At 31.4% G+C, this 17,024-nt stretch carries 14 protein-coding genes; 10 read left to right on the forward strand and 4 right to left on the reverse strand.

The window, feature by feature from the left end; translation table 11 throughout:
* Positions 1-118: 118 nt before the first annotated feature.
* A complete protein-coding gene (locus tag BN4220_RS13065) occupies positions 119-1,447 on the reverse strand; it encodes an IS1380 family transposase (protein ID WP_066712939.1) in 1,329 nt (442 codons plus the stop codon).
* Positions 1,448-1,680: 233 nt separating this feature from the next.
* Between BN4220_RS13065 and BN4220_RS13070 the strand changes: the two genes are divergently transcribed.
* The 6 genes from BN4220_RS13070 (at position 1,681) to BN4220_RS13095 (ending at position 7,488) form a co-directional block, all read left to right on the forward strand.
* Complete coding sequence (locus tag BN4220_RS13070) at positions 1,681-2,631, forward strand: 6-bladed beta-propeller (protein ID WP_066717065.1); 951 nt, start codon at positions 1,681-1,683, stop codon at positions 2,629-2,631.
* Positions 2,632-2,635: 4 nt separating this feature from the next.
* Positions 2,636-3,778, forward strand: a complete 1,143-nt coding sequence (locus BN4220_RS13075) for an ABC transporter permease (RefSeq protein WP_066717073.1) — start codon at positions 2,636-2,638, stop codon at positions 3,776-3,778.
* 19 nt (positions 3,779-3,797) lie between these two features.
* Positions 3,798-4,961: an FtsX-like permease family protein gene (locus tag BN4220_RS13080; RefSeq protein ID WP_066717076.1), complete on the forward strand. Its 1,164-nt coding sequence runs from the start codon at positions 3,798-3,800 to the stop codon at positions 4,959-4,961.
* 7 nt (positions 4,962-4,968) lie between these two features.
* Complete coding sequence (locus tag BN4220_RS13085; protein ID WP_066717079.1) at positions 4,969-5,643, forward strand: ABC transporter ATP-binding protein; 675 nt, start codon at positions 4,969-4,971, stop codon at positions 5,641-5,643.
* Complete coding sequence (locus BN4220_RS13090) at positions 5,628-6,389, forward strand: hypothetical protein (protein ID WP_066717088.1); 762 nt, start codon at positions 5,628-5,630, stop codon at positions 6,387-6,389. Before BN4220_RS13085 ends, BN4220_RS13090 begins: the two co-directional genes overlap by 16 nt.
* A gap of 100 nt (positions 6,390-6,489) precedes the next feature.
* Positions 6,490-7,488 carry an IS256 family transposase gene (locus BN4220_RS13095; RefSeq protein ID WP_066717092.1) on the forward strand — a complete coding sequence of 333 codons (999 nt, stop codon included), beginning with the start codon at positions 6,490-6,492 and terminating at the stop codon, positions 7,486-7,488.
* 3 nt (positions 7,489-7,491) lie between these two features.
* Here the strand turns inward: BN4220_RS13095 and BN4220_RS19865 are convergent.
* A protein-coding gene (locus tag BN4220_RS19865; RefSeq protein WP_148401704.1) for an IS3 family transposase occupies positions 7,492-8,633 on the reverse strand; the annotation gives its coding sequence in 2 pieces (ribosomal slippage) (positions 7,492-8,369 and positions 8,369-8,633; 1,143 coding nt in all).
* An 88-nt stretch (positions 8,634-8,721) separates the two neighbouring features.
* On the opposite strand from BN4220_RS19865, the gene BN4220_RS19870 reads away from it, so the two are divergent.
* Together BN4220_RS19870 and BN4220_RS13115 are read left to right on the forward strand one after the other, a co-directional pair.
* A complete protein-coding gene (locus BN4220_RS19870; RefSeq protein WP_082812301.1) occupies positions 8,722-8,943 on the forward strand; it encodes a transposase in 222 nt (73 codons plus the stop codon).
* A 471-nt stretch (positions 8,944-9,414) separates the two neighbouring features.
* Entirely contained in the window at positions 9,415-9,720 is a 306-nt protein-coding gene (locus tag BN4220_RS13115) for a hypothetical protein (protein WP_066717098.1), read from the forward strand.
* A 1,185-nt stretch (positions 9,721-10,905) separates the two neighbouring features.
* Here BN4220_RS13115 and BN4220_RS13125 read toward each other — a convergent pair.
* Entirely contained in the window at positions 10,906-11,199 is a 294-nt protein-coding gene (locus BN4220_RS13125; RefSeq protein ID WP_066717102.1) for an IS3 family transposase, read from the reverse strand.
* Positions 11,200-12,081: 882 nt separating this feature from the next.
* A complete protein-coding gene (locus BN4220_RS13130; RefSeq protein ID WP_066717105.1) occupies positions 12,082-13,377 on the reverse strand; it encodes an IS110 family transposase in 1,296 nt (431 codons plus the stop codon).
* A gap of 401 nt (positions 13,378-13,778) precedes the next feature.
* Here BN4220_RS13130 and BN4220_RS13135 point away from each other — a divergent pair, with 401 nt between their 5' ends.
* Entirely contained in the window at positions 13,779-15,281 is a 1,503-nt protein-coding gene (locus BN4220_RS13135; RefSeq protein ID WP_242867795.1) for an alkaline phosphatase, read from the forward strand.
* Positions 15,282-15,475: 194 nt separating this feature from the next.
* A complete protein-coding gene (locus BN4220_RS13140; RefSeq protein WP_082812303.1) occupies positions 15,476-16,648 on the forward strand; it encodes a YibE/F family protein in 1,173 nt (390 codons plus the stop codon).
* The last annotated feature ends 376 nt before the right edge of the window (positions 16,649-17,024 follow it).

Here is a 17,024-nt window from a genome sequence, read left to right on the forward strand (position 1 = left end):
AGCCCGTTGTTTTTTACTTTGATTTTATGATTTTACTTTTTTTAACAGTCAAAAAGAAAGGAATTTAACTAAGGTATTATTACTCTCTTTTTTTAACTGCCAATGTGCAACTCACTATCTACTCTAATAACCTTTGTAGTGGTCTTAGTGAATGTATTTTTGATAAAACCTCATTAAATTCATTTTTATAAGGGCAACTACTGCATAACTTAAAGATTAGATAGCGTGATTTCTTCGTTAGCCTTGCTGCTATTTTTATAAGTTTTAAACGAATTGTATCAACTTGAAGATGTCTCATCTTCTTTGGTAAAACCATTCGACGAAACCAATTGAATATGTTATATGTTAACATATTGATTTGGAGTCGATTTTGATTAGTTATGAAATCATGATTTGGCATAGCATTCATATGAAAGCCTAGTTTTGCTTCTTTAATCATGTTTTCCATAGTCCCTCGATTACAATAAAAACGTAAAATATCCTGGGCAGGAATCTCCATATTTGTAACGATGAATGTATAATTAGCTACCATTACTCCATATGGTTTTTCAATCTTGCAAACAATTCTACGAGGATATGCCCAGCTATCAGCAGCATACATGAATTCAGTATAAGTGCAAGCGTAATCAACAAGATTATTGTTTAATGATTCCATAAAATCATAAACATCACCTTCAACCATCTTACGTAAGCGTGCTGATTCCTTCATACGAATAGCAAAACTCACACCATTGGTCTCTAACTTTTCATAAAGCATAACGTCTGCGAAACCACTATCACCTCTTAAGAATAGTTGAGTATCTGGATAATTATCCATATATTCCAATAGGAGAGGATACAAAAAATTATGTGCGTCCTTTGAAGTGTAAGTATTTCCTGGTCTTAACTCAGCCTTTAATAAATCCTTAGTTAACCCATCAAATACTAATAATGGATGATATCCAACGTTTTGATAATGAGTATTATAGCTACTACCTTCTTGCGAACCATACGTAGTAAATGAAGTAGAGTCGACATCAAGAATGATCTGTTGTGGTTGTTCATAAGAATAAATCTTCTCACGTAATAGTTGATGAAGAACATCCATCTGCACAATACAGATGTCATCAAGACGATTCATAAAACGGCTTATTGTAGGTTGAGATGCCAATCTTTCTTTCGAAAGAATTTGAGTAAATATAGGATCAAAAGCCAATTCATCCGCATCATCATCTTGAAAGTACCCAGCGATGTTTTGAAAGATACGTTGCATGAGTATGGATGAATCAGAATGAATACGCTGTTTTGTATCAGTACTAAAATTCTCAGCAATGATAGAGGGGATCTTTAGTTTATTTATATATTCATAGAGTAAAAGTAATCCAGAATCGGAGGAAAGTTCTCCTCCATTAAAATTTATTTTAATACGGTTATTGCATTCTAAGTGTAAATCCTGTAAACTAGACATATAAGGTTTCTCCTTTGTTTGATTTTGGGTCGCACTTAAATTTTAACAAAGAAGAGGCCTTTTTTCTATATCTAGATTTCACTTTTTAGGTGAAAGTAATAAATGTATGAAACTCAGTATTAAAAAGGTATTGTATCATGCTAACAAGGTCAGCATGAATAATTCAGGATAATTAATCAATAAAAAAATAAAAAAACTATTATATTAGTGTAGAAACTATAATGGAGGAGATTATGAAGAGAAGGATAATATTGGAATTGATTGTTATAGTTCTAGTATGTACTGGATGTAAAATTAACAGTGATGGTGAAGTAAGTTCTAGTCTTAAAATTAATTACATTAACTCAGAATATTTGGAGAAAACGGTGTTTATTGATAATGATGAATTAAATTATCCGACGGATATTGTTTGTACAGAACAGTTAATATATGTAGTGAATCAAGGTAATAGTAATATCTTAACTTTTGATCTCAAGGGTGAGTTAATTGATAGTTTTGGGAAATATGGACAAGGTAACTCAGAATTCACTAACCCACAAGCAATATCAATAAATGATGAAAATATATTTGTAGTAGATAGAGATAGTTGTAGAATACAAGTTTTTGATAAGAAATATAACTTTATTAAAGAGATAATAATAGATTCATTGAAAAACTCGAATGATGTTCATGCATTAGATTTAGAAGTAGATAATCAGGGGAATATATATCTAACGGTAGAGGGGGTAATACCGAAATTATTAAAGATATACAAAATTAATTCCGATGGTGATATTAAAAAAATAGGGAAAGAACTTATTGGTGTTATGGACAGATCAACAGATGATGAAATTTTTTTCACACCAACTTATGAAGTGTTTGAGACGAAAGAACAGCTAGGATATCGGAGTGGAAAAAGTTTTGTTAGTATAATAAATAATTCTGTAGAAAAAAAGTTTGATTTAACAACCAAGTATACACCTACATCAATACATCTTACAGAAGATAGAATCTATTTATTTTCTAATTATATGAAGCAAATTGACGAATTTTTATTCGATGGAAGTTATGTTAGTACATTATTTAGGGAAAACCCTTCCGATGAGAATGATGGGATGACACATATGGATATGTATAAAGACTGTTTTTATATGACAGATAGCAAAAAGAATGTAATATATATGTTTAAACCACAAGGAGATTAACAGAATGTATATTCTTACAATTATGGTGCGTTTTCTGAGACATGACAAATTGAAATTTATATCGTTAAGCCTTTGTCTAGCACTTGGAATGCTAATAGGTACTATGTTTGTGTGTCAAGCATATGAGGCATGGTATAGTTATTTTGATTACGAAGAAAGCATAGCTTATGATCAGATAATCATTGTACAAACAGAGGACAATTTAATTAAACTAAGTGAAGATGCTGACATATATGAAAGTATAAAGTTTATTAATAATGTTGCTCCGTATAGATATTATGTCACAGATTTAATTACATTTAATCAAGAAATTATGATAGGTGTATCTGTAATAGGTACAAATACTGCATTTTATAACATGTTTAATGATTATGAATACATTGTAGGAAGATGGTTTAATTCTGATAAAGAATGTGTTATTGGTGAAAAAATAGCAAATCGATCTAAGATTAGTATTGGAGATACTATAATTATAAATAATTATAGTTATAAGGTAGTTGGTATTAATAATATTATGAAATATAGTGAAATAATATTCATTGATGATACAGCGGGCTCAATTAGATATGATAGTACGAGTATATTTGATAGTTCAACCTATAAAGCAGGTTTTAATAATATGCAAAAACCTCAATATTATTATGTTTATTTGAATGAGAAAGTGACAGATGATAATATGCATACTATACAGAATTATATAATAAAAAAATATAAGTCAGGTAATTTTATTAAGGGTCGTAACCTAATGATTGATGAGAAAAATCAGTTGTACAGTGGTTGGGGGATGTCTATTATCTTATCTATTGTATCCATCTTCTATGGTGTTATTAATATACATAATATTGAAAAATTTTATTATATTAAAAGAAAAAAAACATATGGTATTTTACTTGCTCATGGCGCTACAAAAAAACAACTATTTACAGCTATTTATTTCGAGAGTGGTATTATAACGTTATTATCATCCGTCATACTCTTTATAGGGGTCTATCTTTTAAGTATATCCAGAATAAATTATAGAGTTTCAATGAGAGTTGATTTATATGTTTTTGCAACTATATTTTTAGCTGGGCAAATTTATTCATTGATTTACTCGTGGATAAACACAAGGTCTTTACAAAAACAATCAATTAGAACTATATTTTAGTTTGAAAGGATTAAATTATATGGAGTTCATGTTTAAAAGGATATTTCAAAAGTTAAGAAGTAATTTTAGAATATACAGTTTAATTGTATTGCAGATTGCTATTGCCATTTTAATTTTGAATGTAAGTTTAATACTTTCGGTAAATTCAGATAAAAAATTAGAACGTTTATTGGAAGAAAATAAAAATGAAGAATTTCATATATTAGTAAAAGACATGAATGCTTCGTTATATGATTATAGTGAAAACTCAATTGATGATAATTTCACTGAAAGTAATTACGAGGCGATTCCATTTTCTACTGAGGATTTAGATGAGTTATCTAAAGTTCTATCTAATATAGATTGGAAAATAGAGGTTGTTTTAAATATAAACTTTTTATTAAAAGATAATACAATAGAATCAATTGGTGCAGTTTATACTACAGGTACTAAGGAAGTCTTTATGAATGAGAATACATATAATATATTATGTAATGTAATTAAGACAATAAATATTAATGATTTCCCATATGAAATAAAAGAAGATAAATTGGTTGCCTTAGATGGTAAAGAGTATCAAGTAAATATTCAGAATAGCAATGACTCAAATATTTACCTTCCTTACGAGTTATATTATAAACTTTATAATCCAAGTCATCTATTTGATACTCGCTTAACGATTGTATTAAAGGACTTTAGTTTTGATAACGGAGATATCTTAATTAAAGCACAGACTCTACTTTCCTCTAATAGTAATTTTATATATTATTTAAACAATGAATTTTATGACATGTTAAGAAGTCTTCATAGTGTAGCGGAGGAGAATACAGTTATAAGATTTATATCCTATATTTTACTTATCATCACAACGATTGGTTTAACTGGTGTATTTATTTTGATTATAAATGAAAGAAAAAAAGAGGTTGCCATTAATTTAGCATTAGGCTCTAGCAAAAAAAGAGTCTGTATTGAGTGTTATATTGAGTTAATGATGCTAGCTCTAACAGGATGTACCTTAGGACTATCCTCTAATATAATATTTGGGATTAAGGATTTAAACTACATTAATGTATCATTACGACCAAATCCATATGTAATAATAGTTCAACTGATAATTATATGTGGGATAGTTATGATTTCAATGATTCCAGTAATTAAAACAGTAACTATGTTAACACCTATGGAAATATTAAGAGTTGAGTGAGGTAAAAATGATAAAATTGAGAGAAATTTCTAAAACTTACAGAGGAAAAAATATTTATACGGAAGCAATAAGTAAACTTAGTTTCAAAGTAAATGATGGTGATTTTGTTGCTGTTATGGGACGTTCAGGAACAGGCAAAACTACTCTTTTAAATATTATTGGTTGTATGGATAGTTTTGATAGCGGAGAATATTATTTTAATGGTAAAAATCTACTAGAATTAAATAGCAATCAATTAGCTAAGTTTCGTAACCAAAATATAGGTTTCATTTTTCAATCTTTTAATTTAATTCAAGATCTAAATTCAATTGATAATGTTGAGTTACCATTGGGGCTGGCAAAAATTGAAAAAAATGAAAGAAGGGAAAGAGCATTAGAGCTACTTAAAGAAGTTGGTTTAAAGGAAAAAGCTCATCATAAGCCGGCAGAGCTATCAGGGGGTCAGCAACAAAGAGTGGCCATTGCTAGGGCATTAGCGAATCGTCCTAAAGTCTTACTAGCTGATGAACCAACAGGAAATTTAGATGAAAAAAGCGGATTTCAAATAATGGAATACTTAAAAAAATTAAATAAAGAGGAAAAAGTTACAATTATTATGGTAACACATGATATATTAATTGCTGAATATGCGGATTATATAGTAGAATTACGAGGGGGGAAAACAGTTTGCAAAAGCGTCTAAGTAATGTAATCATACTTTTGTCATTCATATTAATAATTTGCAATAGCAATGTCTCTGAAGCTGCAAGTAATGGGATTGAAAAAACAATAATATACTTTTATTCACCTACATGTAGTTCTTGTATTGATGTTAAAAATTACTTTAAGGGTTTAAATGATGATATCAATATTATATCTTACGATATTACTGAAAATAATAATAAGGCACTATTAAATTCCTATTGTGAATATTATAAGGTTGCTGAAGGAAAATTTGGCGTTGTACCCATAGTGTTTGTGAGCGAAGGATATTTATTTGGTAGAGAGGAAATTGAAGAAAAATTAATTGATATTTTAGAAAATAAATACTCTATAAATACGCCATTGTTAAAAGAAGGTAATTATAATCATGATATTAAAACGTTTGAAAGTATAAATGCAGTAACTATAGTTATAGCTGGAATAGTTAATGGACTTAATCCCTGCTCTTTATCAATGTTAATATTTTTATTATCGTTATCATCGAGTAAAAAAGAAAAGATTGTAAAAGTAGGAATATCGTTTATTTTAGGTAAATTTATCGGATTTTTGTTACTTGGTGTTGTATTCTTTAATATGCTAAATAGTATTAATTTTATGTTAATAAGTGTTATTACTAAATATATTATTGTTATATTTTGTTTATTATTTATAATTTTAAATATATATGATTATATTGTAATTAAAAAAAATAAATACGAAAAAATTAAATTAAAACTTCCAAGATAGTGTAAAATATTTTGTGTAAATAAAAATAGAGAAGTTCCATCTGACATGGTAAAATGTTTAACGACGAAGAAAAACATAACCAAGAAAGAAGGACTTCCCTATGACTAATAATAACAAAAATCAAAAAGAAAATCTAGACTTAAACTCTTTTTTTGAAGAGTATATTCTTGGTCTATTAAAACAAACCATGGAAACCTTGATGAAGGAAGAACTCACTAACATTCTCCAGTACAGTAAATATAGCTACGAAGGACATGGTACTGGCAATTCACGCAACGGATACTATACCCGTAATTATGAAACCAAATACGGTCTGATTGAGAATCTTAAAATTCCTCGTGACCGTAATAATGAGTTTGAACAACAACTCATTCCACCATATGCAAGAAGAGATGATTGGCTAGAAACCATGATCATCCGCATGTATGCAAGTGGAGTATCTACACGTGAAATTGCTAACATCATTGAAAAACTTTATGGAAATTCTTATAGTGCGGCTACAGTAAGTAATATCACTGATGTTGCTCTTGAAGAAATTGAACAGTGGCATAAGCGTCCTCTAAAGAAGAGGTACAGTGTCATTTATATTGATGCTTTACATCTTAAATTAAGAAGAGATACAGTATCAAGTGACGCCGTTTACTTCATTTTAGGTGTCGATGAAGATGGATACCGTGAAGTATTAGACTTCTTTATCGGTGTAAATGAAAGCGCTTATGTTTGGGAGGATAATCTTCGCCAGATAAAAGAACGAGGCGTAGATGAAGTTCTCCTCTTCGTCATGGACGGTCTCTCTGGACTTGACGATGCTGTTCATAGAGTATATCCAAAAGCGGATATTCAACGATGTATTGTCCATAAAGTTCGTAATGCAATTCGTAGTGTTCGTAAGAAAGATATCAACGATTTTACAGCTGATTTAAAAGTTGTATACGAATCTCCAAACCTAGAGCAGTGTAGAGCAGCTTTAGACGAATTTGCTGTTAAATGGAGTAAATCTTATAAACGTGTAGTGGAATCCTGGTTAAATGACGAGGACTTATTCACATACTATAAATACCCTGTTCTAGTCAAGCAAAATTGTAACACTAGTGTATAAAATTTAAGCAGCTCTAGCCTGAGCTGGTGTTTTCCCTTTATTATACTTGTGTGGTCTTACATGATTATACCAAATATAAGCAAATTCATTTACTGCAGCATCTAAGTCCTCTTTCGTTTTATATGAAAAATGATTCATACGTTCTGATTTTAACGTATTATAATAACGCTCCATAGGAGCATTATCATAAGGACATCCTGCTCGGCTCATACTTTGTTGTATATGAGCCTTTTCACAGAATACATTGAATTCTTGTGAAGTGAATTGGGTTCCTTGGTCGCTATGAAGGATTAATCCTCTCTTTGGCTTATGACGCTGAATAGCAATTTTAAGTGTTGCAATCGCTAATTCAGATGTTATATGATCCCCATTTAAACTAGCAATCACTGAACGATCAAATAAGTCAAGAATCGTACAATTATAACGAACTGTACCATTTTCTAAAAAAAGATAGGTGAAATCTGTACACCAAACCTTATTTTTGGCTCCAACGACAAAGTTTTGATTTAAGAGATTAGGATAAACTTTATGAGCTTTTCCTTTCTTATAATCAGGCTTTTTACGTCTTGTAATAGAACGTAGACCGAGCTCTTTCATATATTTATGGATGGTTGAATCACTATACTTATATTTACGTTGTTCTAACAAATCACGCATCATTCTGTAGCCTGGAGCACCGTTTGCTTCATGGTAAATTTCAACGATTTTACGTTGCGTTTCAGCTTTTTGAGCATGATAAGTAGACTTACGATTCTTTAAGTAATTATAGTAAGCATTTGGTGATAGGTTGAATTTCCGTAAAAGCCAACGTAGGCCAAACGTGTTGCAATTTTTCTGGATAAACTGGTAAACAACTAATCGATTTCCTTCGCAAAGAATGCTGCCGCCTTTTTTAAGAACTCATTCTCCTTTTTCAATTCTTCAAGTTGACGTCGAAGACGTTTGTTCTCCTCGTAGGAATCGGTCTCTTGTTTGATGATAGGATTTGTTTTGCATTCTTTACGTCGTTGTTGTAGCCAGTATGTGATCGTACCACTTCCTAAGTTGTACTCTTCAGTTAAACTCTTTTTTGTACGTCCTTCTTCCAGATAAAGACGCAATATTTTTTCTTTTAGTTCAGGTTCATATTTATTATAAGTAGCCATGCTGTAATCTCTCCTTAGTTTTGTATTATTATATCAAAATTTTATACTAAGGTGTTACAACTTAATTATACCAGGACACCCTGTTTCTATGCGAAAATCCATCTATACAACGAATTGGATCGAGCGCTTTAATAAAGAAGTACGTCGTCTTGTAAAAACTAAGGATGCACTACCCACAGAAGACGCATGTAGTAAACTCGTTTATTATAAAGTGATTTCTTATAATGAATCATGGTCTACAAGAAAGCTTAGAGGCTTTGCTTGTTCATCAGATAAACTTCAGGATATGTTTACCGAAAGGTACGCATAAACTATTTACACAAAATTATTGACACTACCACTTCCAAATAAGATTATATCGTTAAATCATAATCTAATAAAATATATAGAGAAAAAGAATAAAAACAAGTTGTTAGTAGTGTTCTATTTGATATTAGGACTTTTAATAAGTTGTGGGGAGTTTCTTTGTACTGGACAAATATACTTATCAACAATATTAACTATGATTAATAATAATATTTATAAACAGAAAGCTATTTTTTACTTTATTATTTATAATTTAGCATTTATATTACCATTGATGATAAGTGTTTTTGCTATATTTAAGCTTAGAGATACTTTTGAAGTATCAAATTTTTTAGTAAATAAAATGAAATATATAAAACTTATAAATGTAATATTTTTTATAATAATAATTATTTATAACATCCTATAATTATATTATTGATTTTTTCTAAATATTATATGAAATAAGGCGTTATGTGTTTCTTAGGGAGATTACATGAAGATTCTTAAAATATTATTTTATAATGATCAATTAGAATTTATTGAAAAAAAATACATAAAGGAATTTAAAGTTAACGAGGAATATATTATAGAACAATGCATTTTAAGATATTCAACTAATGAGCCTTGTATAATATATAGGACTCTTGTGATTAATTCAACACATATTATGCTAGATGATTATTTTCGTGATATATCTAAAAGTAAAAGGGATAAGATTGAAATTAGAGAATTGCCTTATAATGTTTTTTATGCAATTGAATTTCCTGATAATGCGATGTTTTTGGAAGTCTCTATATAATATAGTATGCCATTATCTCATAGCCAACTTTTCTTAAAGACTTTGAGCCTCTTTTAGAAATTCTTCTATTAGAACTACAAAATTGTACTAATCTTATTACTATTCATCTTTGCTCGTAACACGAAAGACAATGAATGTTTTCAACCAGCTAAATCGAATATTTAAAATAAGTAGATTGCTGACACTTTTACACACGGATGTAAAAATCCACTGTTGGGGACGCCAACCATTAAGGTCTACTTATTATAACAAAAATAAGAGTAGGAATTGTAGCCAATGACTATAATCTTACTCTTATACTGTACAAAGTTTTGGGCGGGTTCTGCTAGAGCTGCTTTACTAGATTCATAGCTAATTTTATGTATTAGTTCTTATACATCTGTTTCTGGGCGTGATAAATAAACCTTATTTAGTTAGAAGAAGGTAAAATACGGGTACGTAAACGTTCAAAGTTACGAATACCATATGAGGTACGTTTGAGAACTTTGATTTTGTTATTAAAGCCCCCTGTAGGTTCGATTGAAAGTCCGTATTTAAAAGTATTTAATATTTCTTGTGACCAATGCCGATATGTAACAGCGCACTTTTCAAACTCTTAAATACCTGGTCCTTCAGCATTGCGAATCTATTCATAAAACTCAGTTCTTTGGATTGAGTTATATTTTGACAAATATCATAAAGCCATTCTTTAAGCATATACGCTTTTCTTAAAGCATCATTGTAAAGAAGCATAATGTCACATGCCTTTTTATCCTTATCCTTTAATTGATTATACCTTGCTAATATTAGACAATGACTGCGTTCATAGTATTTCCTCATTGTGGCTGTCATACTTTTTTATAGACTTTTACGTACATTTTAGATGACCATGTAACTTGGCGAACGAAGTGATATCTATCGATAATTACTTGAGCGTTAGGAAAAAAGCGACGAGCCCAATTCAACATAAGGTCGTAAACATATCACATACGAAATACTTTACTCAGTGTTGTTCACTACGATTTATGGCACTGGAGGATTTTTTATTATTAATTAATTAATTATTGTAGTAGTGAATTAATTTGAAGTGCACCCTGTCAAGTAGACAGGTGAAATATAAAAGTTTAATACTATCAATCATTTATAACGGTTGGCAGTATTTTCATGCCACCTGTTTTGTCAGATGTTCCCTGTATCCCACTGGCGTCATACAGTTAAGCCTCTTCTGATAATGCAGCGGGATACTAGTGACATGATTTGAACAATTCTTGCATCATTCAGTTTCTTCTTACAACTCTTTGATGTATACTGATAACCTCTGTCACTATGGAAAAGGGGGGTTGTACCAGGATATTCTTGGTAAGCAATGTTAAATGTTTTAAATGCTAATGCATTATTGTTTGAGTTTCCAGGAACAAAGGATACAATACTTTTATCACTGAAATCAAGAATTGCACTGAGATAAACTTTGCGACCTAAACCATACTTTATTTCAGTCACATGGGTAAATCCATTTATAATAAGAAGAACGTTGTATTCCCATGAGATCACACATTTCTGATATAGGATATGCTTTTGTATTATTTAATGCCTGTATTGAAAGATATATGGTTTCATATCTAACCTGGCTTAAGAACGCCTCCTTTCTATTTCGTTGAGTTTTTTAATAAATCTATCTCCATCTGTTTTCTACGGTTTTTCGCTTTAAGAACTTTATTCTGATATTTTCCTCGTATGCTATATTTTATGCATATATCTGCTTGTGAGAAAATTCTCTCAAGATAATCTGTTACCGCATGGAGCTTTAAAGAAATAGGATATATAGAGTTAATAGATTTATTAATTAGCCCGTCCTTGCCTAATCCTTTATAATTACGTATCCAACTATATATGTCTACAATAAGGGAATCATATCAATTTTTTCACATACCCTGAGAAATATTATAGAACCTAAAATAGAAAAGGTATATTAAGAAAACTCTGTAAATTAAAGTTTTCTGACATGCCTTTTTTATTGTGTTATTTCATTTTTACTAATATTTTACCATGGACTGATTTTTGATTTTACAAGTCTTTGCTATTGTAAAGTTGTATAAAAAAACAGGAGGTGTAATAGGGTAGAATTTTTAAAGAAATATGTCCAAGTTACATGGAAATGAACTATGAAGGGGATAAGTTTAATGAAATCTAGAAAGGTTGGGAAGTAAAAAATGACGAAAACAGTAAAACGTATCATAGACCAGCTAGTTAAAGTCAATGGTTTTATGGAAAAATAGTTACTTTGTCGTTTGGTAGTTGTTTTTCTAAAAAAGGGTGCATTTAATAAACAAAATCGTGAATCGATTTTGCTGTAGTACACTTATTTCAAGAGTTGTTGAATGTTTATGCAGCCATATGAATAGGCTGTTGTCTATAAGAAAGCCGATGCTCTTCAGGCGAACGTAATTCGAATGCTGAGCTATTTCGCAAGACAGCAAAGATGATATTAGTAACTTTGTGCATGATTGCACCAAGTGCCACCATCTTTGGCTTGGATTCTTTCTTTTTATTGTAGTACTCATAAAGATAAGGATTTAATGCCTCACCATTACGTTTCGTACGAATGCAAGCTAAAGCAACAGCAAAGATTGCACGTCGTGCAATACGTGATCCACGCTTGGACATATGAACTTCGATCGCTTTGAATTTACCAGACTCATTGACATTTGGATCCATGCCAAAATACGCAAATAGTTGCTTCGGAGAGCTAAATGCTGAAAAATCACCTAGTTCGCACATGATTGTGACAGCAGTTAATAAACCAACACCAGGAATGGTATCAAGCAATCGTATCTGATTTACAAAGGTATGAGTTGCATTCTCTTCTAACAGAAGTTGGATTCGTTCCATTGTTTTTGAAATACTTGCATCTAGGCATTCAATTAGGTCAAGTTTTAGTTGAATGTTAAAGTATTCGCTATCTAATCTACACCCAAAAGATTGGGCACAGATTGCAGCGTGAACGAGTTTTTCATAACGTTCAGTAGCTTTGGCAAGTCCTTTTCTAGACGCATTCGATATCTTCTCAATCATTGTTTTTCTGTGACCACGTAGGATTTTATCAGGTGTTGGATACTGTCTAAGAATCATCTTAGAGGTAGTTCCGATAATATCGCTGAAAATATCCAGATATTGTGGAAAAACAGTGTGTAATGCAGTTTTGATTGCAGTTACGTGAGAAGCACGTTCGTCCATCAAATGGTAGTAATGACGTGTAAGCGAACGAAGTTCCAAAACAAGCTCTGTTGGCATAAGAGAAGTCTTTAAATCAGGCTTCAAACCAAGCTTTGCGATGCTAATGGAATCAAGTTTATCATTTTTTACTTTTCGAATGCCCATATTTTTGATAGAATGTGTGATAAGAGGGTTAATTACAAAAACCTCAAATCCTGATTCTTTCAGGTGGCAGAAGAGCGGAAAATGATAGATTCCGGTGGATTCCAGAAATGTGCGAGATTTCATGGAGTTCGACTCTTCTGCTTTTTTTATTGCTAAAACAGCACGAGCAAGGGAATCTGGGTTGTTATGAATGATTTTAAAAGGTTTTAAAATCACACGTTCCTGAGGATCAACGATGGACATAAAGCTAAAAGCAGAGCCAACATCAATGCCTACGGAAAGATAATTATGTTTGTTCATGATGTAAAGTTCCTTTCATAGCGGACTAAAATCCTTATAGGTTTCCATAAATAACAATGAGTACACAACCTGGCGAGGTGATACGGGTATGGCTTATAGAGCTCCCAACCAGCTAAAACATAAATCTTCATTGAATGGAATGACTGTCTAAAGTTACGGGTATCACTGCAAGAAAGGCAGCTCCCTAGGAGGTGAACGTCTATCTACCTATCCAAGAAAATATGATACCTTATGCTTTAAGAAAAGTCGAGGAACTGTATACCTATACAAGAAAAAAGAAACTTTATACACGTATCAATAGTTGGAATGAATGATATAAAGGAAGAACTCCTTCTCCAACTTAAGATATAGATTTTAATAGAATTAGCATAGCTTTTTGCTATGACTTTATTATACCAGGAGTGTTATTAATTGTAACAGTTATCATAGGAGCATTTGGGTTCCAAAATAAAAACAATGCAGTTCCAGTAAATGCAGCCAATACAACTAATACAACGGCAATCGTAGGAAACACAAAAACACCAAAATACATATTTTTATTTATAGGCGATGGTATGAGCTATCCGCAAATACAGATAACATCTGATTATTTGGGAGCTATGAAACAAAGTAAAAATAGCAAAGTGCTTACCGGGAATGAAGCACTTAATTTTATGAATTTTGAGGCAGCAGGTTCTGCAGTAACTTATGATTCCAGTTCATTTTGTCCAGACTCAGCATCCACAGCGACATCACTTTCAACGGGCCATAAAACTTACAGTGGTGTTATAAATATGAATGAAGAAAAGACCATTGCTTACGAGACGATTACTGAAAAATTAAAGAAACAGTTAGGATATAAAATCGGAATTATTACAAGTGTAAATCTAAATCATGCAACACCTGCCGCTTTTTATGGTCATCAAGCAAGTCGTGGAAACTACTATGAATTGGCACTTGAACTAGTAAATAGTAATTTTGATTATTTTGCTGGTGGAGAATTTCTAAAGCCAGATGGTGAGAAGGGTAATATTTATGATCTTGCCTATAAAGCTGGATATAAAGTAGTAACAACCAATACTGGTGTTAAGAATCTTAAGGCTTCTGATGGAAAAGCAATTGTAATTGGAGAAAAGATTGCAGATAGCGGGTCTCTATCTTACGAGATTGATCGTAAGAACAATGAATTGGCATTATCCGATTATGTTAAAAAGGGAATTGAAATGCTTGACAATGAAACTGGATTTTTCATGATGGTTGAAGGTGGTAAAATCGACTGGGCATGTCATGCAAATGATGCTGGTTCAACAATACAGGATACAGTTGCCCTTGCAGATGCGGTGGATGAGGCGATTGCCTTTTATGAAGAACATAAGGATGAAACATTAATTATTGTAACTGGTGACCATGAAACAGGTGGGCTTACCATTGGATTTGCAGGAACAAATTATGATACATTCCTTACAAACCTTGATAATCAAAAAATTTCATATGCGAAATATGACAGTGATTATGTAAGTAAGTATAAAGAGGAAAAGACTTCATTTGCAGATGTATTAAAGGATGTTAAAAAACTATTTGGATTAATAACAAAAGAGGATGCAGATGCAGAAAAAAGTCCAAAACTTGTGCTTACGGATTATGAATTAAAACGGCTAGAAGCTGCCTATAATAAGACAATGGGCAAAACTACAAGTAATGTAAGTGACCAAGAAGAGTATGTTCTTTATGGTACTTATGAGCCACTGACAGTGACAATTACACATATTTTAAACAATAAGTCTGGTGTGAACTTTAGTTCATATGCTCATACGGGCCTTCCTGTAGCAGTTTTGGCGAATGGAGCAGGTGCAGAATTATTCAATGGATATTATGATAATACTGAAATATTTAAAAAACTTGCTACACTTACTGGGGTTAAATAGTAAGCACTAGTTTAAAGTGGGATGTCAAAATAAGATATCAATATAAGATGTTAAAGTAAGATATCAAAGTAGATATCAATAAGATATTTGGAAGATATTAAAGAAGATGTCAAGAAAATATTAAGAAGAAAGAAGAGGTTGTTGTGAACCTAAGCAATAACCTCTTCATTTTAAGTAAATGGAGCATGTAGAATATGAAGAAATTTATTCAACGAATATTTAAAATAAAAGCCACTCCGATCCAATGGAGAGAAGAATTAAAAAAAGAGAGCCCCTTATTTGTTTGTCTTGTGCTGATTTTTATATTACTTTTCTTACCAACGGGATATGAAGAAGCACAAAATTACAGAACAAGTGACCATTGTAGAGTAGAAGTATTGCGGGTAGATAATGATTCAATTATTGATACGGGGCTAGTACGTTCTGGAGAACAAGAGTGCAAGGTAAAGTTGCTGAATGGAAAATTTAAAGGGAAAACAGTATGGGGGACGAATCAGTTACAGGGGTCTTTAGAGTCGGATAAATTATTTCAAGTTGGCGATATTGCGTTAGCCACCGTGGATTATCAGGGAGAAGATATTTTATATGTAAATATGGTGGATCATTATCGAATTAATGTTGAGCTTATATTGGCTGGAATTTTTGTGTTGTTTTTAGTTTTATTTGCAGGAAGAACTGGGCTTCGTGCGGTTTTATCCTTTGTTTTAACAGTACTTTGTATTTGGAAAGTTCTGGTTCCGTGGTGCTTAAATGGAAATAATCCAATTTATATTGGCTTGATGCTGACAGTATTTTTAATTATTGTTATCATATCTTTGGTATATGGATTTGATAAAAGAACAGCAGCGGCAACGCTAGGGTCGATTCTAGGGGTATTAGTAACTTGCATCTTGGGGATATTATTTACAGATGTTTTTAAAATTCATGGAGCAGTGATGTCATATTCTGAGAGTCTTTTATATAGTGGCTTTGCACATCTTAATTTAACACAAATATTTATGGCAAGTATATTTATAGGATCATCAGGAGCTATGATGGATTTGGCAGTAGATATTACAAGTGCAATTTATGAAGTAGTCGCAAATTGTCCAGAGATAAGCAAAAAAGAAGCAATAAAATCAGGGATGAATGTTGGAAGAGCTGCTATGGGAACAATGACGACAACGTTACTTTTTGCTTATTCTGGTGGCTATATTGCACTTCTAATGGTGTTTATGGCTCAAGGTACTCCTACCTTACATATTCTTAATTATAAATATGTTGCTGCTGAAATTCTACATACGATTGTCGGAAGTTTTGGTCTTGTTACGGTAGCACCTTTTACAGCCATTGTAGCCGGAATATTACTTACGAAAAAAGAATCATAGCATTTATAAATTTAAAATATCTCATTTTGTAGATGTCGTAATAACTTGCCATGGTAGCAATTTTTCATTGTTTATCATGGCCTTCTTTAGATTAAATTTTATTATTCAATTCCCTTTCGTTTTATATAATCATGGCTTGCTTTTATGTGTTTGTTATAATATACTTGGAAAAGTAATTCTGTTGTTTTTGTTTTTTCTTGCGCTAAAATAGATAAAATACTTGTAATGGTAATTGCATTAGAAGAAACATAAGTTTTATTTTGTGATTACCATAGATTAATATCTATAGATATGTCTTTGATAGCACAAAAAGATTAATGGAGAATATGATATCTATTATCGCTATGAAAAATGTCGTATTAAATCATAAAATAGA

Origin of the sequence: Clostridium sp. Marseille-P299 (assembly GCF_900078195.1) — a bacterium.
Lineage (GTDB): Bacteria > Bacillota > Clostridia > Lachnospirales > Lachnospiraceae > Lachnoclostridium.